This is a genomic window from Streptomyces sp. NPDC054813, from assembly GCF_053611365.1.
Genome location: NZ_JBSHAF010000003.1, coordinates 376,503 through 399,392, shown reverse-complemented (window position 1 = coordinate 399,392; position 22,890 = coordinate 376,503). Strand labels below are relative to the sequence as shown.

Annotated in this window: 19 protein-coding genes and 1 riboswitch; of the genes, 10 read left to right on the top strand and 9 right to left on the bottom strand. The window is 71.2% G+C overall.

Annotated features, from left to right (window positions below):
- The first annotated feature begins 243 nt into the window (after nucleotides 1-243).
- Together ACWGJB_RS07950 and ACWGJB_RS07945 are read left to right on the top strand one after the other, a co-directional pair.
- Nucleotides 244-1,098: an esterase/lipase family protein gene (locus tag ACWGJB_RS07950; protein ID WP_453379342.1), complete on the top strand. Its 855-nt coding sequence runs from the start codon at nucleotides 244-246 to the stop codon at nucleotides 1,096-1,098.
- A gap of 268 nt (nucleotides 1,099-1,366) precedes the next feature.
- Entirely contained in the window at nucleotides 1,367-2,863 is a 1,497-nt protein-coding gene (locus ACWGJB_RS07945; protein WP_453379341.1) for a M23 family metallopeptidase, read from the top strand.
- A 94-nt stretch (nucleotides 2,864-2,957) separates the two neighbouring features.
- Here the strand turns inward: ACWGJB_RS07945 and pcrA are convergent, their stop codons facing one another.
- Nucleotides 2,958-5,444, bottom strand: coding sequence for a DNA helicase PcrA (gene pcrA, locus ACWGJB_RS07940; protein WP_453379340.1), 2,487 nt, complete (start codon nucleotides 5,442-5,444; stop codon nucleotides 2,958-2,960).
- 323 nt (nucleotides 5,445-5,767) lie between these two features.
- A riboswitch (cyclic di-AMP (ydaO/yuaA leader) is annotated at nucleotides 5,768-5,941 on the top strand.
- A gap of 8 nt (nucleotides 5,942-5,949) precedes the next feature.
- Here pcrA and ACWGJB_RS07935 point away from each other — a divergent pair.
- Together ACWGJB_RS07935 and ACWGJB_RS07930 are read left to right on the top strand one after the other, a co-directional pair.
- The gene (locus tag ACWGJB_RS07935; protein ID WP_453379339.1) at nucleotides 5,950-7,110 is read left to right on the top strand and encodes an NlpC/P60 family protein; all 1,161 of its coding nucleotides are present in this window, start codon (nucleotides 5,950-5,952) and stop codon (nucleotides 7,108-7,110) included.
- A gap of 293 nt (nucleotides 7,111-7,403) precedes the next feature.
- The gene (locus ACWGJB_RS07930) at nucleotides 7,404-8,372 is read left to right on the top strand and encodes a tellurite resistance/C4-dicarboxylate transporter family protein (RefSeq protein WP_453379338.1); all 969 of its coding nucleotides are present in this window, start codon (nucleotides 7,404-7,406) and stop codon (nucleotides 8,370-8,372) included.
- Between the two features lie 3 nt (nucleotides 8,373-8,375).
- On the opposite strand, the gene ACWGJB_RS07925 is transcribed toward ACWGJB_RS07930, so the two are convergent.
- Nucleotides 8,376-8,729 carry a hypothetical protein gene (locus tag ACWGJB_RS07925; protein WP_393538042.1) on the bottom strand — a complete coding sequence of 118 codons (354 nt, stop codon included), beginning with the start codon at nucleotides 8,727-8,729 and terminating at the stop codon, nucleotides 8,376-8,378.
- 481 nt (nucleotides 8,730-9,210) lie between these two features.
- Between ACWGJB_RS07925 and ACWGJB_RS07920 the strand changes: the two genes are divergently transcribed.
- The gene (locus ACWGJB_RS07920; protein WP_453379337.1) at nucleotides 9,211-10,260 is read left to right on the top strand and encodes an NlpC/P60 family protein; all 1,050 of its coding nucleotides are present in this window, start codon (nucleotides 9,211-9,213) and stop codon (nucleotides 10,258-10,260) included.
- A 44-nt stretch (nucleotides 10,261-10,304) separates the two neighbouring features.
- Here ACWGJB_RS07920 and ACWGJB_RS07915 read toward each other — a convergent pair whose 3' ends face one another.
- Entirely contained in the window at nucleotides 10,305-11,018 is a 714-nt protein-coding gene (locus tag ACWGJB_RS07915; RefSeq protein ID WP_351742085.1) for a response regulator transcription factor, read from the bottom strand.
- Nucleotides 11,015-12,307: an ATP-binding protein gene (locus ACWGJB_RS07910; protein ID WP_453379336.1), complete on the bottom strand. Its 1,293-nt coding sequence runs from the start codon at nucleotides 12,305-12,307 to the stop codon at nucleotides 11,015-11,017. Before ACWGJB_RS07910 ends, ACWGJB_RS07915 begins: the two co-directional genes overlap by 4 nt.
- A gap of 231 nt (nucleotides 12,308-12,538) precedes the next feature.
- On the opposite strand from ACWGJB_RS07910, the gene ACWGJB_RS07905 reads away from it, so the two are divergent.
- Both ACWGJB_RS07905 and ACWGJB_RS07900 read left to right on the top strand, forming a co-directional pair.
- The gene (locus ACWGJB_RS07905) at nucleotides 12,539-13,966 is read left to right on the top strand and encodes a PspC domain-containing protein (protein ID WP_453379335.1); all 1,428 of its coding nucleotides are present in this window, start codon (nucleotides 12,539-12,541) and stop codon (nucleotides 13,964-13,966) included.
- Nucleotides 13,953-14,162 carry a hypothetical protein gene (locus ACWGJB_RS07900; RefSeq protein WP_453379334.1) on the top strand — a complete coding sequence of 70 codons (210 nt, stop codon included), beginning with the start codon at nucleotides 13,953-13,955 and terminating at the stop codon, nucleotides 14,160-14,162. The genes ACWGJB_RS07905 and ACWGJB_RS07900 overlap by 14 nt, the downstream gene beginning before the upstream one ends.
- Before the next feature lie 15 nt (nucleotides 14,163-14,177).
- On the opposite strand, the gene ACWGJB_RS07895 is transcribed toward ACWGJB_RS07900, so the two are convergent.
- Both ACWGJB_RS07895 and ACWGJB_RS07890 read right to left on the bottom strand, forming a co-directional pair.
- Nucleotides 14,178-14,708, bottom strand: a complete 531-nt coding sequence (locus ACWGJB_RS07895) for a DoxX family protein (protein WP_453379333.1) — start codon at nucleotides 14,706-14,708, stop codon at nucleotides 14,178-14,180.
- Nucleotides 14,709-14,886: 178 nt separating this feature from the next.
- Nucleotides 14,887-16,164, bottom strand: coding sequence for a hypothetical protein (locus tag ACWGJB_RS07890; protein ID WP_453379332.1), 1,278 nt, complete (start codon nucleotides 16,162-16,164; stop codon nucleotides 14,887-14,889).
- 188 nt (nucleotides 16,165-16,352) lie between these two features.
- On the opposite strand from ACWGJB_RS07890, the gene ACWGJB_RS07885 reads away from it, so the two are divergent.
- Complete coding sequence (locus ACWGJB_RS07885; protein WP_453379331.1) at nucleotides 16,353-17,240, top strand: DUF4429 domain-containing protein; 888 nt, start codon at nucleotides 16,353-16,355, stop codon at nucleotides 17,238-17,240.
- A 5-nt stretch (nucleotides 17,241-17,245) separates the two neighbouring features.
- Here the strand turns inward: ACWGJB_RS07885 and ACWGJB_RS07880 are convergent, their stop codons facing one another.
- A complete protein-coding gene (locus tag ACWGJB_RS07880) occupies nucleotides 17,246-18,040 on the bottom strand; it encodes a class II aldolase/adducin family protein (protein WP_453379330.1) in 795 nt (264 codons plus the stop codon).
- A 139-nt stretch (nucleotides 18,041-18,179) separates the two neighbouring features.
- Here ACWGJB_RS07880 and ACWGJB_RS07875 point away from each other — a divergent pair, with 139 nt between their 5' ends.
- On the top strand, nucleotides 18,180-18,683 hold the full coding sequence (locus ACWGJB_RS07875; RefSeq protein WP_453379329.1) for a pyridoxamine 5'-phosphate oxidase family protein: 504 nt from the start codon (nucleotides 18,180-18,182) through the stop codon (nucleotides 18,681-18,683).
- 11 nt (nucleotides 18,684-18,694) lie between these two features.
- On the opposite strand, the gene guaA is transcribed toward ACWGJB_RS07875, so the two are convergent.
- On the bottom strand, nucleotides 18,695-20,275 hold the full coding sequence (gene guaA, locus ACWGJB_RS07870) for a glutamine-hydrolyzing GMP synthase (RefSeq protein ID WP_453379328.1): 1,581 nt from the start codon (nucleotides 20,273-20,275) through the stop codon (nucleotides 18,695-18,697).
- 286 nt (nucleotides 20,276-20,561) lie between these two features.
- Here guaA and ACWGJB_RS07865 point away from each other — a divergent pair, with 286 nt between their 5' ends.
- Entirely contained in the window at nucleotides 20,562-20,867 is a 306-nt protein-coding gene (locus ACWGJB_RS07865; protein ID WP_453379327.1) for a chorismate mutase, read from the top strand.
- A 677-nt stretch (nucleotides 20,868-21,544) separates the two neighbouring features.
- Here the strand turns inward: ACWGJB_RS07865 and ACWGJB_RS07860 are convergent.
- Complete coding sequence (locus ACWGJB_RS07860; protein ID WP_453379326.1) at nucleotides 21,545-22,690, bottom strand: hypothetical protein; 1,146 nt, start codon at nucleotides 22,688-22,690, stop codon at nucleotides 21,545-21,547.
- Between the last annotated feature and the right edge of the window lie 200 nt (nucleotides 22,691-22,890).

Genomic DNA, 22,890 nt, shown 5'->3' with positions numbered 1-22,890 from the left:
TCCGCCACCCGTCCCCAGTGAACGAACGTTATCTCCAGCATCCCGCAACCGGCAGTTTCGCGGAGGTTACCGAGGGGGAAATCACACACAGTGGGACACGTCAGGGAGCCGCAGCGTGGTCCGCGGGGGCAACAGGGGCACGCGACGCGGCCCGTCGTCGTACCCTCGCCACCTCCGCTCGGCCTCCCATGAGGGCACACGGGGGACAGAGCCGTCCTCCGCGCGCCGACAGGAGGTCGGCCGATGAAGGTCACCGCGGCACTCGAGCCCTTTCTCCCGCTCTGCCGTCGTTTTCTGCCCGGCAGACTCGCCGGCCTGTCGTTGGCCCTCCTGAAGTCGACCGCGCTGGAAGCCGCGATCCTGGCCGGGCACCTGCTGCTCTACCCGACCGGCCTCACCCCGGAGCGCCGCTCCCCCGCGCAGCCGGCGCCGCAGGACGGCACGGCCCTGCTGCCGGTCCGGACGGCCCCGCCGGTCGTGCTGCTGCACGGGTTCATCGACAACCGCTCGGTCTTCGTCCTGCTGCGCCGCACCCTCGCCCAGCACGGCGGCCAGCGCATCGAGTCGCTCAACTACTCGCCGCTGACCTGCGACATCCGCACCGCCGCCGGGCTGCTGGGCCGGCACATAGAGGAGATCTGCCAGCGCACCGGCAGCCGTCGGGTCGACATCGTCGGACACAGCCTCGGCGGCCTGATCGCCCGCTACTACGTCCAGCGGCTCGGCGGTGACTACCGCGTCCGCACCCTGGTGACGCTCGGCACCCCGCACTCCGGCACCCGGGTCGTGCCGCTCGCGGACGCGCACCCGATCGTGCGGCAGATGCGCCCCGGCTCGGAGGTCATCGAGGAGCTGACCCGGCCCGCGCCCGGCTGCCGTACCCGGTTCGTCAGCTTCTGGAGCGACCTCGACTCACTGATGGAGCCGGTCGAGACGGCCCGGATCGACCACCCCGACCTCATGGCGACGAATGTGCAGGTGACCGGGATCGGCCACCTCGCCCTGCCCGTCCACCCGGCGGTCGCGACCGGCATACGGCAGGCCCTCGACGAGGTGCACTCGGAGGAGCGGGTCGCGGACGGCCTGACGGTGGCCTGACGGCGACCCCAGAACGAACCGGGCGAGTCGGGCATTTGGGGTGATTCGGGCGGGCAACGACCGCCCGACACCGCCGACTTAGACCCCCGCATCCTCGAACACTCCTCGAACACAAGGCCAAACCCGCGCCCGTCGTCCCCCGAAACACGGCCGAATGCCCGTTTCCCGAAACCACGAAACCTGTTGAAGATTGTCGCGCCCGTATACCGCCGGGTACAGTCGCCGCACTGCTCTGGCAGCCCCTGTTGTCGAGGCGAAAGAGAAGTTGGTGAACGACCGTCACCCGTCGGGGACCATGACCACCCCGGCCCCGGCTTCCGACGCCGACCAGGCGCACTACGCGCCGTACGGCACCCAGGAAGCCCAGTACGGCGACTTCACCATGTACGGCGACCACGCCGCTACCAGCACCTCGTTCCACAGCGACCCGCTCTTCGGTCACCTCCCCGGCGAGGCACAGGCCACCGGCACGTACGACGCCACGCAGTGGCAGACGACCGGCGACCACACGCTGAACTACGACCCCTACGCGGCCCAGCACCACGCCGCCTACGACTCCGGCGCCTACGACAGCACCGCCTGGACCGTCCCGCCGCAGACCGCGCACGCGACACAGGGCACGGTCGGCGACGGCAGCGGCCACTGGGACGCGAACGCCTGGCTCCAGCACGACCAGTCGCACCTGGCCGGCGCCACCCAGCAGTGGGAGTGGGGCACCCAGGCCTTCGACACCGGCACGTACGACGCCACGCAGTGGAACTCCGACGGCACCCCGGCGCAGCCCGCGGAGCCGGAACACGAGCACGAGCACGAGCCACAGTCCGCCGAGCCCTTCGAGCAGTCGGCGACCCAGATGTTCGAGCAGGTTCCCTACGGCGAGTTCGAGGAGTACACGGAAGGCTCCACGGACGCCGCGGAGTTGGCCGCGACCGGTGAGCTACCTGCAGTAACGCCACTGCTGGAGGACCAGGAAGAGGTCACCCCGGCCGCTCCGGCCGCGACACGCGCCGGCGCCCGCGCGGGGGCGCGCTCCCGCCGTCGTACGCCCCCCAAGCGCTCCGCGCTGCTGACTGTCGCCGTGCCCTCGGCCTGTGTGATGGGGGTCGCCGGAATCGCGGCCGCCTCCGTAGGCACCCTGACCGGCGGCGAGGGCCAGGACACCTCCGCCTCCGCCCCGGACGCGCAGTCGGTGAAACCGTCCGCCGCCAACAGCAAACTGGACGCCCAGCTGAGGACGCTCTCGGCGGGCGCCGACGACTTCGCCGACCGGGCCAGCCGGACCCAGGAGCGCATCGACCTCAAGACCCAGCAGGAGGCCGAGAAGAAGAAGGCGGCGGCGGAGGCGGCCCGCAAGGAGCGACTGCGCCCCAAGTACGTCCTCCCGGTCACGCAGCGGGGGCTCAGCGCCTACTTCGGCCAGGCCGGCGTGAACTGGATGTCCGTCCACACCGGCATCGACTTCCCCGTCTCCTACGGCACGACGGTGATGGCCGCGACCGACGGCGTCGTCTCCACCAAGTGGAACAGCGCCTACGGCAACATGATGATCGTGACGGCGAAGGACGGCACGGAGACCTGGTACTGCCACCTCTCGTCGTACCGCGTCACCTCGGGTGCGACCGTGAAGGCCGGGGATCCGATCGCGTACTCCGGGAACTCCGGGAACTCGACCGGCCCGCATCTGCACTTCGAGGTCAGGCCTTCGGGGGGCTCCGCCATAGACCCGCTGCCGTGGCTGCGGAGCCACGGACTCGACCCGACCTGATCCTGGTCAGCAAGCCCCGATCAGTGAGCCCCGATCAGTGAGCCCCGATCGTGGCAGCGGGGCTCAGCCTTCTGTCCTCACAGCGCTTGTGCGGTCACAGCTTCTCCACCGGCGCGTACCGCAGCAGCAGCCGCTTCGGCTTGGTGTCGCCGAAGTCGATCGTCGCCTCCGCGTTGCCGCCCGTGCCCTTCACCCCGACGACCGTGCCGAGGCCGAACTGGTCGTGGTTGACCCGGTCTCCGACGGCCAGCGAGACCACCGGCTTCTCCGAGGTCCGCCGGGTGGCGAAGCCTGACGCGCCGGACGCCGAGGAGCGCGAACGGGTCGAGGAGAGCGAGGCCGCCACGCCCGACGCGGGCCCGGAGGACACCGGCGCCATCGCCCCGGTCCGCTTCCACTCCAGATACCCGGCCGGGATCTCCTCCAGGAAGCGCGAGGGCGGGTTGTACGAAGGCTGCCCCCAGGCGCTGCGCATCGCCGACCGCGTGAGATACAGCCGCTCCCGCGCGCGCGTGATGCCGACGTACGCGAGGCGGCGCTCCTCCTCCAGCTCCTTGGTCTGGCCGAGGGCGCGCATGTGCGGGAAGACGCCGTCCTCCATGCCGGTCAGGAAGACCACCGGGAACTCGAGGCCCTTGGCGGTGTGCAGGGTCATCAGGGTGATGACGCCGGAGCCGTCCTCGTCCTCGTCGGGGATCTGGTCGGAGTCGGCGACCAGGGCCACCCGCTCCAGGAAGGCGGACAGGCCGCCCGACGCCTCCTCCGCCCCGGACTCCTGCTCGAACTCCAGTGCCACGGAGGCGAGTTCCTGGAGGTTCTCGATCCGGGTCTCGTCCTGCGGGTCGGTGGAGGCCTGCAACTCGGCGAGGTAGCCGGTGCGTTCCAGGATCGCCTCCAGGACGGTGGCCGGTCCGGCGCCGGACTCCACGACCGTACGGAGGTCCTCCATCAACGTGTTGAACCGCTTGACCGCGTTGGTCGACCGCGCGGCCATGCCGTACGCCTCGTCGACGCGCCGGAGCGCCTGCGGGAAGCTGATCTTCTCGCGCTGGGCGAGGGCGTCGATCATCGCCTCCGCGCGGTCGCCGATACCGCGCTTGGGGACGTTGAGAATCCGGCGCAGCGGGACGGAGTCCTCGGGGTTGGCCAGCACGCGCAGATACGCCAGGACGTCCCGGACCTCCTTGCGCTCGTAGAAGCGGACACCGCCGACGACCTTGTAGGGCAGGCCGACGCGGATGAAGATCTCCTCGAAGACACGGGACTGCGCGTTGGTGCGGTAGAAGACGGCGACATCGCCCGCCTTCGCCTCGCCCGCGTCCGTCAGACGGTCTATCTCCTCGGCGACGAACTGTGCCTCGTCGTGCTCGGTGTCGGCGACATAGCCGGTGATCTGCGCGCCCGCGCCCGCGTTGGTCCACAGGTTCTTCGGGCGGCGGGACTCGTTGCGCTCGATGACCGCGTTGGCGGCGGAGAGGATCGTCTGTGTGGAGCGGTAGTTCTGCTCCAGGAGGATCGTCGTCGCGTTCGGGTAGTCCTCCTCGAACTGGAGGATGTTGCGGATCGTCGCGCCCCGGAAGGCGTAGATCGACTGGTCTGCGTCGCCCACCACGCACAGTTCGGCGGGCGGGAGGTCCTGCTCGCCCGGCGGTACGTCCTCCTCGTGCGCGCCGGTGCCGACCAGCTCGCGCACGAGGGCGTACTGGGCGTGGTTGGTGTCCTGGTACTCGTCGACCAGGACGTGCCGGAAGCGGCGGCGGTAGTGCTCGGCGACATCCGGGAAGGCGCGCAGCAGGTTGACCGTCGTCATGATCAGGTCGTCGAAGTCGAGGGCGTTCGCCTCGCGCAGCCGCGACTGGTACATGGCGTAGGCCTGGGCGAGGGTCTTCTCGAAGCCGTCGCTCGCCTGGGCGGCGAAGTCCTCCTCGTCGATCAGCTCGTTCTTGAGGTTGCTGATCTTGGCGCTGAAGGACTTGGGCGGGAACCGCTTGGGGTCGAGGTCCAGGTCGCGGCAGACCAGGGCCATCAGACGCTTGGAGTCCGCGGCGTCGTAGATCGAGAAGGCGGAGGTGAAGCCGAGCTTCTTGCTCTCCCTGCGCAGGATCCGCACGCAGGCGCTGTGGAAGGTCATCACCCACATCGCGTTCGCGCGCGGGCCGACGAGGTGCTCGACGCGCTCCTTCATCTCGCCCGCGGCCTTGTTGGTGAAGGTGATCGCGAGGATCTGGCCCGGGTGCACGTTCCGCGCGCCGAGCAGGTGCGCGATGCGGTGGGTGAGCACGCGCGTCTTGCCGGAACCGGCGCCGGCCACGATCAGCAGCGGGGCGCCGGCGTGCACGACCGCCGCCCGCTGGTTCTCGTTCAGCCCCTCCAGGAGGGCGGCCGGGTCCAGGGCCGGGCGGGCGGCGCCGTCGCGGTAGTAGGCGTCCCGCTCCGGGGGCGCGTCGAACTGCCCGCCGAACAGGTCGTCCGGAATCGGCTCCGGTACGTGCTCGTCCTCGGGCGGCGGCGGGGGTTCCTCCTCGTGGCCGCGCGGGGGCTGGAGGCTCGCCAGGAAGCTGTCGTCAAAGAGGCTGCTCATCGCTCTCCGAGTCTAGGGCGCCCCACCGACAACCGGTCCCCACCCCGGAAACTCGCTCCGGTCACCCACCAGAATCGGCCCCTCACGGTCAGCGATCACGCACCGTGAGCGCGGGCGTGCCCGTCAGCCGGGAGAGCGGACCCCCCGACCGCACCGGACAAGTCACCGCAGACCATCCCCGATCAACCGATCCGGCCGAGCCACAACACCAAGGTCACGAAAATGTATCGGGCATATCGCACATCAAACTTCACACAGAGCACACGAGTTGGCTAGCGTGCCGAGCAGGCCGTACGACCCCCACCGGCGAACGTCGCCGGGCCGCACGGCCTCCGCCGAGTCCAGGGTGCCGCCGCGCACCCGGAGCCGGGGACCCACACCGAACCTTGGGGTGAATCGGTCCCGACTTCCCACCGGGGAACGGACCGTAGGGCAACCCTTCCGAACCACCCGCCCGAACCCGACAGCTAACTCGGTAGGCGGAGCATGGAAGGAGTCGCCCCCGTTGGCGTCGCACCGCAAGTCGCGTCCGTCCGCAACGCGCGTAGCAGGCATACGCACCCCCGCCCTGGCCACCGCCGCCCTCACCTCCGTGGCACTGCTCTCCCAGACGGCCAACGCCGTGCCCTCCGAGGACGGCAAGCCCAGCCTGGAGGAGGTCGAGAAGAAGGTCGACGCCCTCTACCGGCAGGCCGAGTCGGCGACCGAGAAGTACAACGCGGCCAAGGAGAAGACCGGCAAGCAGCGCAAGCAGGTCGACACCCTGCTCGACGACGTCGCCGAGCGCACGGACCGGCTCAACAAGGCGCGTGAGGAACTGGGTTCCTTCGCCGCGGCCCAGTACCGGACCGGGGCCAGCGCACCCGACACGGCGACCTTCCTGCTCGCGGACAGTCCGCAGGACTACTTCGACCAGACGCAGCTGATGAGCCGGCTGACCTCGCGCCAGAAGGACGCGGTCGACGACTACGCCACACAGCAGTCCGCGACCATGGCGAAGCGGCAGGAGGCCGCCAAGAGCCTGGAGACGCTCACCGAGACCCAGGACGACCTCAGGACCGCCAAGACCACCGTCCAGACGAAGCTGGCCTCCGCGCGGGATCTGCTGTCACAGCTGACCGCCCAGGAGAAGGCGCGGCTGGCGGAGATCGAGAAGAAGCAGCAGGCGGAAGCGGCACGCAAGGCTGCGGAGCTCGCCAAGCAGCAGGCGGCGGCCGCTAAGGATGCGTCATCGTCATCGACGTCGACCTCCAGCGGCTCCTCTTCGTCCTCTTCGTCTTCCTCCTCCTCGTCCGACTCCGCCTACGGGACGAAGGCCGCCAAGGCGATCGCCTTCGCCCGTGCGCAGATCGGCAAGCCGTACGTCTGGGGCGCCACCGGCCCCGGCTCCTACGACTGCTCCGGCCTCTCCCAGGCCGCCTGGAAGGCCGCGGGCGTCTCCCTGCCGCGCACCACGTACGACCAGGTGAACGCCGGCACCACCGTCTCCCTCGCCAACGCCCAGCCCGGGGACCTGGTCTTCTTCTACGACGACATCAGCCACGTCGGCATCTACATCGGCAACGGCATGATGATCCACGCCCCGAAGCCCGGCGCGTACGTCCGGGAGGAGTCGATCTACTACGGCGGCGAGTCGATCATCCACAGCGTGGTGCGACCGGCCTGAGGGGCGCGGGCGCGCCAGGAGGGCGCGCCCGCAATGGCGCGGGCGCGGAGCGCGTGTGGTGAGGGCCGGGCACACCCAGATACCCACGCGCGCCTGCGTGCGCACCTCCGCCCGCGCCACACGCGCAGCCCAACCCCTCACGCACCCTTCAGGCGCCCCGGCCCACTCCTCCACCCCCGCCTGCTCGGCACCGCTCCCGCGCACCCCGCCTCTCGCGCGCCCTGCGCGTATTTCGTGCGCCACGCGCGCGTGCCCCGCTCGCGCACCCGGTGAGGCTCTCTAGCATCGGCGGCATGTCCGGCATTTCACCCCTCCGTGCCTGGTGGGCGCAGCGTCCGCCGGCGGCCGGGGCCGCTGTGATGGCCACCGGCATCATGTCGGTGGCGTTGCATCTGGCGGGGGCGGAGACGGTCTCCCGGATCGCTCTGGTGCTGGCCTGCTTGGCGTGGGCGGGGCTGGCCGCGGAGTTCGCCGTACGGCTGCTGGCGGACCGTCGGCGGTGGCGGGCGGAGGCGGAGACGCCGGGCGCGCTCACCGCCGTGGCGGCGACGACGGTACTGGGGACGCAGTTCTCGGCGCTCGGCCGGCAGACCCTCGCCGAAGCCCTGCTGGCGTTGTCGGCGGTGCTGTGGCCGCCGTTGCTGATCCTCGTCGTACGGCACTGGAAGCGGCACATGTCCGGTGCGGTGTTCCTGACCTGTGTGGCCACGCAGGGGCTGGCCGTGCTGGGGGCGACGCTGGCGGCGGCCGTGACGACCGCGTGGCTCGCGCACGCGGCGCTGGTGCTGTTCTGGCTGGGGCTGGTGCTGTACGGGTTCGCCGTGGCCCGTTTCGAGTGGCGGCAGGTGGTCGAGGGGCCCGGTGACCAGTGGGTCGCGGGCGGCTCACTTGCGATCTCCGCGCTGGCCGGGGCGAAGCTGCTGGCCGCCGACAGCGCCCGGCTGTACCTGTGGAACGACGACGACCGGGGTGTCCTGCGCACGGTGACCGTGGCGCTGCTCGTCCTGGCCCTGGCCTGGTACGCCGTGCTGGCGGCCGCCGAGGTGGCGCGTCGCCGGCCTCGTTACGACGTACGCCGCTGGGCGACCGTGTTCCCGATGGGGATGATGGCCGCGGGGACGCTGTCGGTCGCGGCCGCCGTGGGCATCCCCTGGCTGACGTGGCCGGGGCGGGTACTGGTGTGGGTCGCGGTGGCGGCCTGGCTTGCGGTGGCCGCCGGCGCGGTGGCGGTCACCCGCGCCGCGTTGGGGAAGGCTTCCTGAGGGTCACGTCCACAGCACGGCGATGAAGATGTTCGCCATGGTCAGCAGGCCCACCAGGCCGAAGGCGCCCTTCTCCACCTTCTCGTCGTCCCGCTTCACGTAGACGAGTCCGAGGATCACGATCAGCAGCGCCAGCTTCACGCCGATCTTGACGGTGTTGACGTGGTGGTCGTCGGCCTCGTTGAGGCCGACCAGGATCACACCGGTCGCGAGCATGGTGAACGCGCCGTGCAGCATCCCGGGGACGAAGCGGGCCGTGCCCTGGCCCATCGCCTTCATCTGGGTGAGGAAACCGCCGAGAAGCGCGGCGATGCCGATGATGTGCAGGCCGACGAAGAGATGGATGAGTACGCCCATGGCCCGGGAGCCTAATCAAGGTCCCCCGGGGCGCCGGGCACCGGCCCCTCCCTCCGCACCAGCCGCCGCCCGCCACCGCCCGCCGAAAGGCATCGCATATATGCACCCCATAGCACCCCGCGCCCACCGCTCGCCCCGGAACCGCCGTTTCGGTCATCCCGCCCCGTGAAGCCGACGGCTCCGGACCGGAATCCCGGTCACATACCGTCGGGTAACGATCCGGTCACACCAATTCCGTGCATCGCGTTACCAGGCCGACACAGTCCGGCCTAGCGTCCTCCCCCAGGTGACCGACTCCCCACCGCCGCCCGGGCCAGGGGCGGCAGTCGGACACCACCGCCGAGAAAGTCCGGCGGCGGCCCACTCCCCCTGTGCGGGCCGCCGCCGGACGCGTAATCCGCACCCCCGCGGCCGTATACGCCCTCCCCTGGCGTGCGTACGGACCACACGGCGGTCGTACGAAAGGACGTGACCAGTCCAGGTGGCAGCGCACCGCAAGCCCCGACAGCGCTCGCTCAGCGGCAGTACGGCCCGCACGGCCGCCACCCTCGCCCTGGCGGGCGCGGCCACCGCGACGGGCTTCGAAGGGACCGGACACGCCGAGCCGCAACTGACACCGGCGCAGGTGAAGACCAAGGTGGACCAGCTGTACCAGGAGGCCGAGGCGGCCACCGAGAAGTACGACGGAGCGAAGGAGAAGGCCGACACCGCCCAGCGGCGGCTCAAGGCACTGCAGGACGAGACCGCCCGCAAGCAGGACAGGCTCAACTCCGCGCGGGACGCGCTCGGGCTGGCCGCGGCCGCGCAGTACCGCGACGGCGGTATCGACCCGGCGTGGCAACTGGCGCTCTCCAGCGATCCCGACCGGTACCTGGACAACGCCGCGTTCGCCGAACGGGCCGGTGCCGCGCAGGCCGGCGCGGTGGCACGGGTGCGCCGACAGCTGCGGGAGATCGAGCAGTTGCGCGGCGCCGCGCACGTCGAGCTGACCTCGCTGCGGTCCCGGCAGGCCGAACTGAAGCGGCAGAAGACCACCGTCACCGGCAAGCTGGACGAGGCCCGGCGGCTGCTGGACCGGCTCTCACCGCAGCAGCGGGCGGCGGACGGCGACTCCGCGCGCGCCTCCCGTTCGGCCTCCGGCGCCCGCGCCACCCTGGCCCCGGGCAGCGTCGCCGCCCCCGACTCCCGGGCCGCGGCCGCCGTGGCGTACGCCTACTCCAAGCTCGGCAGCCCCTACGTCTGGGGCGCGACCGGCCCCGACGCCTTCGACTGCTCGGGACTCGCCCAGGCCGCCTACCGCTCCGCCGGCGTCTCCCTCCCCCGTACCACCTACGCCCAGATCAACGCCGGCCGCCGCGTCTCCCGCTCCGAACTCCAGCCCGGCGACCTGGTGTTCTTCTACTCGGGCATCAGCCACGTCGGCGTCTACATCGGCAACGGCCAGATGATCCACGCTCCCAATCCGTCGGCTCCGGTACGGATCGCCCCCATCGACGAGATGCCGTTCGCCGGGGCGACACGGGTGGTGTGAACCCCGTCGGCCACCATGCGGATCCGGGACCTCCCGGATCCGCCTCAGACCAGGCGGCGCGCGGTCGCCCAGCGGGTCAGCTCGTGCCGGTTCGACAGTTGCAGCTTCCGCAGCACCGCCGACACATGGGACTCGACCGTCTTGACGGAGATGAACAGCTGCTTGGCAATCTCCTTGTAGGCGTAGCCACGCGCGATCAGGCGCAGGACCTCGCGCTCGCGCTGGGTGAGGCGGTCGAGGTCCTCGTCGACCGGCGGGGCGTCGGTGGAGGCGAAGGCGTCCAGCACGAACCCTGCCAGCCGCGGGGAGAAGACGGCGTCGCCCTCCTGCACCCGGAAGATCGAGTCGACCAGGTCGGTGCCGGTGATCGTCTTGGTGACATAGCCGCGGGCGCCGCCGCGGATCACCCCGATCACGTCCTCGGCCGCGTCCGACACGGACAGCGCGAGGAACCGCACCGGCCGTTCGGCGTCCGCCGTCAACGGGGCGCACCGGCGCAGCACTTCGACCCCGCCGCCGCCCGGCAGGTGCACATCGAGGAGCACCACCTCGGGCCGGGTCGCGGTGATCACCGTGACCGCCTGGTCGACGTCGGCGGCCTCGCCGACCACCTCGACGCCGGTCTGCTCGGTCTGGCCGATCTCGGCCTGCACACCGGTACGGAACATCCGGTGGTCGTCGACGAGGACCACGCGCACCCGACGCCCGGCCTTCTCCGTGCCTTCCGCCGGGCCGTTCGCCTCGGTCGCGTCGCTCATGACGTGTTCTCCGCCCTCTCCATCTCCAACTCGACCTCCGTGCCGCCGCCCGGAACGGACCGCAGCCGTGCCGTACCGCCGTGGCGCTCCATGCGGCCGACGATCGATTCTCTGACACCCATGCGGTCGGCGGGTATCGAGCCGAGGTCGAAGCCGGGACCGCGGTCGCGGACGGACACGAAGACCGTCCTGCCCTCGGCTTCGGCGTAGACCTGGACGGCGCCGCCCTCGCCACCGTACTTGGCGGCGTTGACCATCGCCTCGCGCGCGGCCTGCATCTGCGCGCCCGTCCGCTCGTCGAGCGGGCAGTCGCCGACCACCACGACCTCGATGGGGACGCCGTGCTTGTCCTCGACCTCCGCGGCGTTGCGCCGGACCGCTTCGGCGAGGGTGGTGGGCTCGTCGGCCTCGTCCTTGCCGGTGCCCTCGGGCTTGTAGAGCCAGGTGCGCAGGTCGCGCTCCTGGGCGCGGGCGAGGCGGCGCACCTCGTTCGCGTTCTCCGCGTTGCGCTGGATCAGGGTCAGGGTGTGCAGCACGGAGTCGTGGACATGGGCGGCGACCTCGGCGCGCTCCTGGGCGCGGATACGCATCAGCCGCTCCTCGGAGAGGTCCTGGGTCATCCGCACGAGATACGGCCCGGCGAGCAGCGTGATGCCGACGAGCACGGCGAGCGAGGCCTGGAGCACCGCCCCGATGTGCGCGGCGGAGCCCTGCATGACGAAGACGCCCGAGACGCCCGCCGTGACGAGGAGGACACCGACGCCCGCGCGCAGCAGCGAGAGGGTACGACGCCGGCTGCCGACCTCGACCCAGCGGGCCCGGCGGGCGTTGTCCGCCTGGCGCCAGACGAGCGCCACACCGGCGGCGACCAGGACCGCGGGCAGGAGATAGGCCTTGGCGCCGCTGGTGAGGTTGACACTGCCCACGAACACCAAGGACACGACGACCATGAGGAGCAGCGCGACGATCTGGCCTCTGTCGGGTCTGCGGGCGACGAGTCTGCGGCGGCCGTCCGCCGAGGTCTCGGTGGTGACCAGGGAAGGCGGCTTCTGGCCGCCGACGCCGCCGAGACCGAGGGGCACGAAGAACCAGAACGCGGCGTACAGCAGCGCGCCGAGGCCGTTGGCCATGAACAGGCCTACGAAGACGAGCCGTACCCACACGACGGGCAGGCCGAGATGCCCGGCGAGGCCCCGCGCCACCCCACCGAGCCAACGGCCGTCGCTGCTGCGGTAGAGCTTGCGCGGCGGCCGCGGGTCGTCGAGGGGCACTGCTGCGGCTTCCGGCATGCCATCGATGTTCACACGCCACAAGTCCCCGGGCATCAGGGTCGGCCCCCGATACTCCCCTGATCTTCGGATTTCCCCGCGGCGAGTGCCCGGACTTCCGGTGGCGAGCGGCCGGGTCCGTCGCCGAGGCGCGGCTCGAACGCCTCCCGGCCCGGCCTCGGGGCCGATTTCAGGGTTCGGCCAGGGTCATCCCGACTGCCGTTGCGGCGGCTCGCCCGTCACCATTGACTCATGACTGATCACGAGCACGCCGCGACGGGTCCGGGACCCGGCCCCGGCCCGCGGCCCGCCCCGGGCCCCGGGCCGTCGGATGCCGCGCCCGCCGCGGCGGAGGCGGCCGGGACGGGGGCGCCCGGGACGGAGGCCGACGCCACCGGCACCGGCGCGGAGGCGCTCCCCCGGTTCCGGCGCGACCGCCGGCACAAGATGATCGCGGGCGTGTGCGCGGGGCTCGGCCGTCATACCGACCTGGACCCCGTGATCTTCCGCATCACCCTGGCCGTGCTGGCCGCGACCGGTGGCATCGGTCTCCTCTTCTACGGCTTCGCCTGGCTTTTCGTGCCGTACGAGGACGACGAGGAGAACGAGGTCCGCAAGCTGCTGACCGGCCGGGTCGACGGGCAGGCCCTGGCGGCCGTCCTGTTCGCCCTGGTCGGCTGCGGAGTCCTGCTGACGATGATCAGGAACGGCGGGGTGCTGGCGTTCGCCGTCGTCCTCTCCGTTCTGCTGGCGGGCGCCGGGTACTGGTCGCGGCGGCGAGGCGCCCCGGACCCCGACCCACTGGCCGCTCAGACGGTCGCCGACGCCCCTCCCGAGGCCCAGGCACCGCCGATCTCGATCACCTACCCGTCCTGGTGGCGCGACCCGATCGTCAAGGACGGCACGCATGTCGGCGGCACCGGCTATCTGTGGGGCCCCGCCGACGCCCGCAGCCGGGACGTCCCGGGACTCGACTTCCGGCTGAGCACCCCGTGGGTCCACGGCCAGGACACACGCGCCCGGCAGAGCACGCCCCCAAGGCCGCGCGGACCGCGCTGGATCGGCGGCTGGATCTTTCTGTTCGCCCTGCTGGCGGGCGGCCTGGGCACGGGCCTGACATGGGACACACACCCGCTGGGCACCAGCCTCCAGGCCGGTCTGGCCGGTGCGCTGATCGTGTTCGGCCTGGGCACGGCGGTCAGCTCGTTCCTGGGACGCACGGGGGCCGGCTCACTGTTCCTGGCGCTCGTCACGGCGACTCTGCTCGCGGCGTCGACGGCCATGCCGTCCGACATCAGCACCCACTGGACGCGCGAGTCCTGGACCCCGGCGACGGCGGCCCAGGTGGATTCGGAGTACGACCTGGGGACCGGGGTGGCCACCCTGGACCTGCGGCACATACGCATCGCCGAGGGGCAGACGGTGTCGACGGCCGCCGAGGTGGGGGCGGGACAGCTGAAGATCGTCGTGCCGGCGGATGTGACCGTGCGGATGAGCATCGACGTGGGGGTGGGCGACATCCAGTTGCCCGGTGACGACAAGAAGGACGTGGACGTGGAACCGGGCAAGCACAAGGACGTGACGCTGCGGCCGACGGGCGGTGCGAAGAGCACGGGCACGCTCGACCTGGATCTCCAGGTCGGCGCGGGACAGGTGGAGGTGAGCCGTGCTGCGGCATGAGTTCCAGCCCGGGCGGCTGGTCGTGGGCGTCTTCCTGACGGCGACGGGAGTCGCCTACGCCGGTGACGCGGCGGGCCTGTGGGCGACCGGGTGGTTCGCGGTCATCCCCCTGATGATGGTCGGCCTCTTCCTGGCAGGCGTGACCGCGGCCCTGACCCGGGCGATACGCAGGCGCCGCCGCGCACCGCAGAGCTGACGGAGAGCCGAAGAGCTAGCGCAGGCCGCCGGACCGTTGTCGGCGCCGGGCACGCAGCATCGCGTCCAAGGAGAGGTAGGGGGCGCCAGCCAGGACCAGGGGCAGCCAGGCCATCAGGTAGGCGAGGTCGTTGCCGTAGTAGTACGGGGAGTTGGCCCAGCTGATGGTCAGCCAGAGGCTGAGCGAGATCAGCGCACCGCCGAGGGCGGCCAGGCGGGCCAGCAGGCCGAAGAGGGTGCCGAGGCCGACGGCGAGTTCGCCGATGGCGATCGCGGTGCCGAAGCCGACGGGGTTCTTCAGGGCCAGGTCGACCAGGGCCGGGATCGCGGCGGAGTCGCGGACCCCGCGCATGGTGTCACCGATCGAGCCGGCGCCGCCGGACTTCAGGAAGGCGCTGTCGGTCAGCTTGTCCAGACCGGCGTAGATGAAGGTGACGCCGAGGAAGATCCGCAAGGGAAGGAGGGCATATCGGGTGGCGGTATCGCGCAGACCGCGATCGCCATCAAGATACGGGGGGTGCGTGTCCGTACGAATGCCGTGAGTCATCGCCACTAGCCGCCTCTCGCCGCTGTACCCAGGGCCCCTCAACAGACCATACGTACGACAATCGCGACCCGCTCAATCCTCGTCCGGATATTTTTACGAATTTCGGCCGGTCTTCGTCACCCGCCTGGAGGCCGCCCTCACCCGGTCCCCCGCCCACGGATCCCCTCCCCCGGTGCCCTTACTCGGTCACCTCCACCACGCACCGGTTGGTGGCCGCCCCGGCCGCCGTCACCACCTGGACCTCGACCAAGCCGGGTTCCACCTCGGCGGGTACGGGGACGGTGAGGACGCTGTCCGTGGGGTTGCTGAAACCGCCGGTGACGGGGACCAGGGGCACGTGGACGTTGACCGCGCCGACGCGGACGACCATGCGGGAGAGGCGGTCGGCGGTCTGGGCGCCGGGCGGGACGAAGCCGGTGCCACGGATCTCGATGTCGTCGCCCGTGCGGATGGGCGCGTCCAGGTCTCCGGCCTCACGGGCGCGCACGACGGAGAGGATGACCGGGCGGCCGCCCTCGGCGTACTTGCCGGCGAGGTAGGTCGCGGCGGAGATCAGGACCACCGTCGCGAGGCCCCAGGGCAGGTCGGGAAGCTGGTCGGGGCGGCGGGCGAGGCGTACGGCGGCGAAGACGAGGGCGACGGCACTGATCACGACGTACTGAATGTCGGCGAAGGTACCCCGGCCGGCGTCGTCGGTGAGCAGGTCGGCCGCGCGGGGGCGGTGTGCGGGCACCTTCTGCAGACGCTGGCCGAGGATGCGCAGGCCGACCACCCGGCGCACCAGGACGGCGATGCCGCTGGCCACGGCGAGGACGGTCACCACACCGGCGCCGCGGGCGAGGTCGAGGCCGGAGATGAGGGAATCCCGGTCGGCGGGAGAGGAGGCGACGGCCAGGCGGCCGGCCAGCACGAGTACGGCGTAGGCGACGAAGAGGACCCAGGAGGCGGCCACGGTGCGGGAGGTGGACATGCGGTTGTCCTCGCCGATCACGGGGGCGAGGACGCCGCCGCGCGAGCGGTGGAACCAGGAGGCGGCGGTCAGCGCGAGGGCCACGGCCACGGCGGCGACCAGTCCGGCGGTGCGGGCGCTGGTCCAGCCGGCGCCGATCGCGGTGAGGGACTGGGCGAGCAGCGTGATCACGACGGCCGCCCAGACCGTGACCACGGTGCGCAGCCAGAGCCGGGCGAGCCAGGCCTCGCCCTCGGCGCGGCCGCGTTCGGCGACCACCTCGGCGGACTGGGAGAGTTCCTCGGAGACCCACTGGCGGGAGGCGGAGGCGGAGTGGGCCACCGCTGCGGGCAGCCCCTGGCCGGCCGCGAACTCCTCGCGTTTGAGGAGGAATTCGGCGACCGCCCGCCGGTGCCCCTCGCGTGCCCCGTGCGGACAGTCCCCGCACGCGCACCCGCCCCCGTGGACACCCGAACCGGCGCCCTGCCTCGCCTCCTGCACCGCCACGCCCGACGCCCGCCTTCCCCACGCCCGGGGCACGACGCGCAGGGCCCTCCCCGGGGCCGGACGACGCCGTGCAACTCCCTTGTGTCGAGAGCGAATTGTGCCCTACGCCACGCTGTTCGCGTTCAGCAGGTTGGTCACGACGGGTGAAGGTACGGCCGACAGGTTGACCCGGCTGCGAGAATTCCCCCATGGCCGAGATCATCCAGCGGGACGGGACCTGGGCCTTCGACGGCAGCACGGTCCGGATCACGCCGGGACGCCATCGCTCCGTGCCGCTGTTCCGGCAGACGTACGGGGAGATCGCCGTACCGCTGGAGGCGGTGTCGGGGGTGGTGTACGAGCCGGAGCGCAAGCGCGGGCGGCTGCGGATGCGGCTGCGCGAGGGCGCGGATCCGTTGCTGCAGGCGACGGGCGGGCGGCTGCCGGAGACAGCGGATCCGTATCTGCTGACGGTGGACGCGGACCGGTCCGGGGTCGCGGAGTACGTCGTGGCGGAGATCCGGCAGGCGCTGCTGCTGGACCAGATCCCGACGGAGCCGACGAAGGCGTATCTGCTGCCGGGGCCGCCGGTGCCGGTGTCGGTGCGGTCCTCGGACGGCACGGTGTCGTTCGACGGTACGCAGGTGCGGATCGACTGGGCCGACACCGCCGACCGGGTCAAGCGGGCGACCGGGCCGCGGATCATCGGGCTCGGCGACCTGGTGCAGGTCGAGTGGCTGCCCAACTCCGGCTACGAGGACGGCTTTCTGCGGTTCGTCACCCGGGAGACGGTGTTCTCGAAGCTGCCGGCGGAACGCGACCCCTACGCCCTGGACCTGTGGGGCAGTGTCCGCCGCGATCTGCTGACCGCGCTGGTCGCCGCGGCGGTCACGGCCCGGCTGCCGCATCCCTCGACCCGCGCGGGCGCGGAGTACGCCGACCGGGACCGGCCGCTTGCGGCCGTGCCGCGCCAGTCGGCCGACCATCACGACGTACTGCTGCGCAGGCTGCGGGAGTTGGGCGAGCTGCACCGGGACGGGGTGCTCACGGACGAGGAGTTCGCGCTGACGAAGGCGGCCGTGCTCAGAAGTTTCTGAGGCCGCTAGCTCAGCAGGTCCGGTTCGGCGCGGCTGATGTCCTGCCACAGGGGCTGGTAGTTGATCCAGGCCACCAGGTCGCCGCCGAGCTGTTCGCGGGTGGCGACGGCGAGTTTGTGGTCGATGAGCAGCGGGCGGCCGGCCGCCTTCGCGGTCAGCTGGACCTGGGCGGACTTCTCCATCGAGAGGAACCACCAGGCGGCCGCGTCCACCGAGTCGCCGACGGTCAGCAGCCCGTGGTTGCGCAGCACCAGTGCCTTGCGGGAGCCGAGGGCGCCGGCGATCCGGCGGCCCTCCTCGGCGTCGACGGCGACCCCGGTGTAGGCGTCGTAGAGGGCGTGGTCCTCGTAGAAGGCGCAGCTCTCCTGGCTGATGGGGTCGAGCAGGTCGCCGAGGGCGGACAGGGCGCGGCCGTGCGCGGAGTGGCAGTGGGCGACAGCGACGACGTCCGGGCGGGCCGCGTGCACCTGGGCGTGGACGGTGAAGGCGGCCTGGTTGACGTGGTAGCGGCCCTCGATCACCTGACCGTCCTGGTTGGCCAGGACGAGGTCGCTGACGGTGACGTGCTTGAACGGCATGCCGAACGGATTGACCCAGAAACAGTTCGAGTACTCGGGGTCGCGGGCGGTGATGTGCCCGGACACCCCGTCCTCGAGTCCGGCCCGACCGAAGATCCGCAGCGCGCCCGCGAGCCGCTCCTTGCGATGCCGGCGCTCGTCGTCGAGCGAGTCGTGCATCGGTGGCATCGCGAACCGGAGCTGATCGGTGGGCAGCGGCAGGGGCGGAGTCGGCCCGTGCATAGGTCCTCCAGCACTGGGTTTGTGTTACGGCCGGAAGTTACCGTCGGTCAGCGCAGGAAAACAGAGCTGTTCTGTAAAGATGACGCGCGCGAGCAAATCACGACAGAAGATGTCGGGTATCGGCAACACACTGGCTCGTATGACACGTACAACCCCCACAAGCGGAACAGCCGGTACCGACTGGGCAGGCTTCGCCGCCGCCGCGCCCGACCTGGCGCGCACCGTCGAGGAACGCTTCGCCGCCCACCGCCACCACGTCCTGGCCACCCTCCGCAAGGACGGCTCACCCCGCACCTCGGGCCTGGAGGTCCGCTTCCTGGCCGGCGAGGTCTGGCTCGGCATGATGCCGGACTCGCTGAAGGCGCTCGACCTGCTGCGCGATCCGCGGTTCGCCCTCCAGGCCAATCCGGGGGCCGGCACCGACATGGGCGGCGGGGACGTACGGATCGCCGGACGGGCGTACGAGGTCGTGGATACGGCGGTGAAGGGGGCGTACACGCAAGAGGTGGAACCGCCGGAGCCGTTCCACCTCTTCCGTACCGAGCTGACGGAGGTCGTACGGACCCGCGTCGAGGACGACACCTACCTGGTCGTCGAGATCTGGCAGCCCGGCGAGCCCCTGCGCACCGTCAGGCGCAGATAGGCCCTACCCGCCTACTCCCACTCGATGGTGCCCGGCGGCTTCGAGGTGACGTCGAGGACGACCCGGTTGACGTCGCGGACCTCGTTGGTGATCCGGGTGGAGATCTTCGCCAGGACGTCGTACGGCAGGCGCGACCAGTCGGCCGTCATGGCGTCCTCGGAGGAGACCGGGCGCAGCACGATCGGGTGACCGTAAGTGCGGCCGTCGCCCTGGACGCCGACCGAGCGGACGTCCGCGAGCAGGACCACCGGGCACTGCCAGATGTCGCGGTCGAGGCCGGCCGCGGTCAGCTCCTCGCGGGCGATGGCGTCGGCCTCGCGGAGCAGGTCGAGGCGGTCCTTGGTCACCTCGCCGACGATCCGGATGCCGAGGCCGGGGCCCGGGAAGGGCTGGCGCTGGACGATCTCCTCCGGCAGGCCGAGCTCCTGGCCGACCATCCGGACCTCGTCCTTGAAGAGCTGGCGGAGCGGCTCGATGAGCTTGAACTCCAGGTCCTCGGGGAGACCGCCGACGTTGTGGTGGGACTTGATGTTGGCGGTGCCGGTGCCGCCGCCGGACTCGACGACGTCCGGGTAGAGCGTGCCCTGCACCAGGAACGCGACCTCGGGGCCCGCGTCCGCGATGATCTCGGCCTGGGCCTGCTCGAAGACCCGGATGAACTCGCGGCCGATGATCTTCCGCTTCTGCTCCGGGTCGGAGACACCGGCGAGGGCCTTCAGGAACCGCTCCTCCGCGTCCACGACCTTGAGCTGGACGCCAGTCGCAGCCACGAAGTCCTTCTCGACCTGCTCGGTCTCACCCTTGCGCATCAGACCGTGGTCGACGTACACGCAGGTCAGCTGGGCGCCGATGGCCTTCTGGACGAGGGCGGCGGCCACCGCGGAGTCGACACCGCCGGACAGACCGCAGATGGCGCGCTTGTCGCCGACCAGCTCGCGGATCGCGGCGACCTGCTCCTCGATGACGTTGCCGGTGGTCCAGTTCGGCTCCAGGCCCGCACCCCGGTACAGGAAGTGCTCCAGGACCTGCTGGCCGTGCGTGGAGTGCATGACCTCGGGGTGGTACTGGACGCCGTAGAGCTTCTTCTCGTCGTTCTCGAAGGCGGCGACCGGGACGACGTCCGTGGACGCGGTGACGGTGAAGCCCTCGGGGGCGGCGGAGCAGGCGTCGCCGTGCGACATCCACACGTGCTGCTCGCCCGGGGTGCCCTCGAAGAGGGTGGACGACGTCCTGGAGACGTGCAGGTCGGTACGGCCGTACTCACGGGCGCCGGTGTTGTCCACCGTGCCGCCGAGGGACTGTGCCATCAGCTGGAAGCCGTAGCACATGCCGAAGACGGGGACGCCGGCCTCGAAGAGCGCGCGGTCCAGACGGGGGGCGCCCTCCTCGTACACGGACGAGGGGCCGCCGGAGAGGATGATCGCCGCGGGATTCTTGGCGAGCATCTCGGCGACCGGCATGGTGCTGGGCACGATCTCGCTGTAGACCCGGGCCTCGCGGACGCGGCGGGCGATGAGCTGGGCGTACTGCGCGCCGAAGTCGACGACCAGGACGGTGTCGGGGGTGGCGGCAGCGGGAGTCGCTGATGACACGGGGTGCCTTCCGGCGGTGGGGCGGGGGTCTGTGATTACCGATTCTAACGGGGCGGGCGCCGGACACCCCGACGAGGTGGTGTGGCATACTCCCCCCATGCTCACGCAGACGACCTTCTCCTTTACCTATGGCAACCGGTCCGCCGGCTGCCATGGTCGTGCCGCTTGAGCAACTGACAAGCGACTTCCCCAGGCGCCCCGGGCCGACAAGGTCCGGGGCGCCTGGTGTTTCTCCGGATCATGCCGGTCCGGGGCTCCCGCCCTTCCGAGAACGAGGAGCCCCGACATGACCGTCAGCCCCGCCGAGCACATCAGCCCCGCCGAGAAGACCGGTGCCCGTACCGCCGAGGCCGCCGATGTGATCACCGGTGCGCGGGAGCGCATCGACGCGCTCGACGACCGGATCATCGGTCTGATCCAGGAACGGATGGCGGTCTCCGCCGTCATCCAGGAGGCCCGGATCACCTCCGGCGGCCGCCGGGTGAACCTGTCCCGGGAGATGGAGGTCCTCGGCCACTACAGCGAGGCGCTCGGCAGGCCGGGCACCTCGCTGGCCATGACCCTCCTCGAACTGTGTCGCGGGCGGATCTGAACGGTCGCATCCGAGTCGGGCGGATCTGAGTTCGGGGCCTTCTCACCCGTACGGCGCGTGACCGGCGCGCGAACCGCTTCGTTGGTGGGGTGTCCGTGTCAGCCAGGGGCGGGCCCGAAAGAACCACGCGTGGCTCACTGGAGCGATGAGGCGTACGGATCGTGCCGTGCGCCGTGGGACCTCGCTCCAGTCACGTGACCGGACGGCAGGGGACAGCAGCCCGGTCACACCAGAGACGGCCGGCTCCGGGGACGCCCGGGGCCGACCGGCGGAAAATTGCAAAAATGCATAAGGGCTGGGTCAAACGGTTGCGGAGGCCCCGTGCATCCAGCACGATGCCCAGAAGGCCCCCAAGGCCTTCAGAAGTCCCCAAGTCCCAGTTCAGGCAACGGAATTGCCGTGTGCCGACCGCCCGTCGAAGGTCGAGACCTGCCGTACGCCCCGAGTGCGCCGGGGCGCCGACCCGGGGCACGGACGGCGGCACAGGGCACAGAGACCAGCGGCGCAACCCCCCGGCGCCGCTCCCCGGCACCGACGCTGCCCTGACGTCGGTGCTGACGGAAGAAGGGCCCCGCGGCTCCGTCCCGCGGGGCCCTTCGCCTTTCCGCAGAGAGCCGGCCCGCAGAGAGCCTTCCCGCAGGAAGTCGGCCCACAGGAAGCCGAGTCACAGAGAGTGACTAGGTACGGCTCACCGTGCCGCACCCCTCCCGTCCGTCCCCGAGTTTCCGGCTGCGGTCGTAGGGATCGGCCGACGGGCCGGTCGGGGCGGCGCTGCCCGTCGGCGCCTGGGACGGGAACTGCGGGTGCAGGAAGCCGTCGTTGATGTCGCAGGCCGAGTTGCCGGCGTCCTCGTCGTACCTCAGGAGGGTCAGGCGGCCCGGGGTCACCTGGTAGCGCGTGGGGTCGGGGAGTTCGGTGTCGATGACCCGGCGCACGATGGTGCGGGTGACCTCACCGGAGCCGTCGACGGGGACGACCGGGTAGACGAAGGTGAAGTCGGCGTGCACGGCCACGCCCGCGAACTTGCCCTTGGCGAAGGTGATCCGGCCGCGTGTCTTGATGACCTTGCCGGCCGGCATCACGTCTTCGGGGTCGAAGCGGCTGAAGAGGGACAGCGGGTCGTGGGCCTTGCTGGGGGTGTGCAGCGCGGTGTTGAGCTCGTCGAGCAGGCGGGGCTGCTTGGGGTCGAGCACCGCGAGGGCTGCATCGGGGTGGGCGCCGGCCACGACCTGGGGGTTGAGGTTGGCGTCGACCAGCAGTTTCTTGGTCTGCCGCAGGGCCAGTTCGACGCGGTCCTTGGGGATCGAGGCGAGCGCGGTGGCCTTCGGCAGCACGATGCCGTCCGCGCCGTCCGCCCAGCGCTGCGCCGGGGAACCGGCGAACGGGTGGGCCAGGGTAGGGGTGTCGGCGGCGACCGCGGACGGCGGCGCGGTCGGGGCGGCGGTCTCGGCGGGGAGCGGCGAGGTGGCGGTGTCGGTACCGGAGGACGAGCCGAAGGGATCGCCGGGAATCAGCGAGGGCCGCATCGCCACGACGGCCACGGCGATCGCCACCGGCAGTCCGACGACCGCCCAGATCCTGCGGCGCCGGGCGGCCCGCCCGTCCATCTCCTGCCAGGCGGGCCCGGTCCGCCAGCCCTCGGGCTCCTGCTGCCCCTTGAGCCGCTCGGTCACCTGACGGGCGCGCGCGGAGGGCTCCTTCGGAGCGGACTTGCGGATGTCGCGCTCGGTGTCGCGGATGAACTGCTCCCACACCTCGTCGGGTATGGAGGAGGACGACGACGGCTCGTCCCCCGACGACTGCTCGGACCGTCTGTCAGACATGGCACTCTCTCGCTCGGCCGTTCGACGGGGGCGAGAATAGCCTTGGAATCTGCTGTGGACATGCCCACCCCGTCGGACACCCGAAAGTGACGACCGTCACATAAGAATTTGGTGAATGTGGAGGCAACCATTCACCAGATTCACCAGTCACATCAGCGGAACCAACGGTTACATCCGTCTGCCGCACCTGATTCACGGGG

Bases quoted from the DNA above. Each gene is read 5' to 3' on its own strand.
- ACWGJB_RS07925 (WP_393538042.1), bottom strand. From the start codon at position 8,729: ATGGGCGTACTCATCCATCTCTTCGTCGGCCTGCACATCATCGGCATC.
- ACWGJB_RS07930 (WP_453379338.1), top strand. From the start codon at position 7,404: ATGTCCGGCATTTCACCCCTCCGTGCCTGGTGGGCGCAGCGTCCGCCG.
- ACWGJB_RS07875 (WP_453379329.1), top strand. From the start codon at position 18,180: ATGACACGTACAACCCCCACAAGCGGAACAGCCGGTACCGACTGGGCA.
- ACWGJB_RS07880 (WP_453379330.1), bottom strand. From the start codon at position 18,040: ATGCACGGGCCGACTCCGCCCCTGCCGCTGCCCACCGATCAGCTCCGG.
- pcrA (WP_453379340.1), bottom strand. From the start codon at position 5,444: ATGAGCAGCCTCTTTGACGACAGCTTCCTGGCGAGCCTCCAGCCCCCG.
- ACWGJB_RS07910 (WP_453379336.1), bottom strand. From the start codon at position 12,307: ATGCCGGAAGCCGCAGCAGTGCCCCTCGACGACCCGCGGCCGCCGCGC.
- ACWGJB_RS07905 (WP_453379335.1), top strand. From the start codon at position 12,539: ATGACTGATCACGAGCACGCCGCGACGGGTCCGGGACCCGGCCCCGGC.
- ACWGJB_RS07885 (WP_453379331.1), top strand. From the start codon at position 16,353: ATGGCCGAGATCATCCAGCGGGACGGGACCTGGGCCTTCGACGGCAGC.
- ACWGJB_RS07950 (WP_453379342.1), top strand. From the start codon at position 244: ATGAAGGTCACCGCGGCACTCGAGCCCTTTCTCCCGCTCTGCCGTCGT.
- ACWGJB_RS07895 (WP_453379333.1), bottom strand. From the start codon at position 14,708: ATGACTCACGGCATTCGTACGGACACGCACCCCCCGTATCTTGATGGC.
- ACWGJB_RS07915 (WP_351742085.1), bottom strand. From the start codon at position 11,018: ATGAGCGACGCGACCGAGGCGAACGGCCCGGCGGAAGGCACGGAGAAG.
- ACWGJB_RS07865 (WP_453379327.1), top strand. From the start codon at position 20,562: ATGACCGTCAGCCCCGCCGAGCACATCAGCCCCGCCGAGAAGACCGGT.
- ACWGJB_RS07860 (WP_453379326.1), bottom strand. From the start codon at position 22,690: ATGTCTGACAGACGGTCCGAGCAGTCGTCGGGGGACGAGCCGTCGTCG.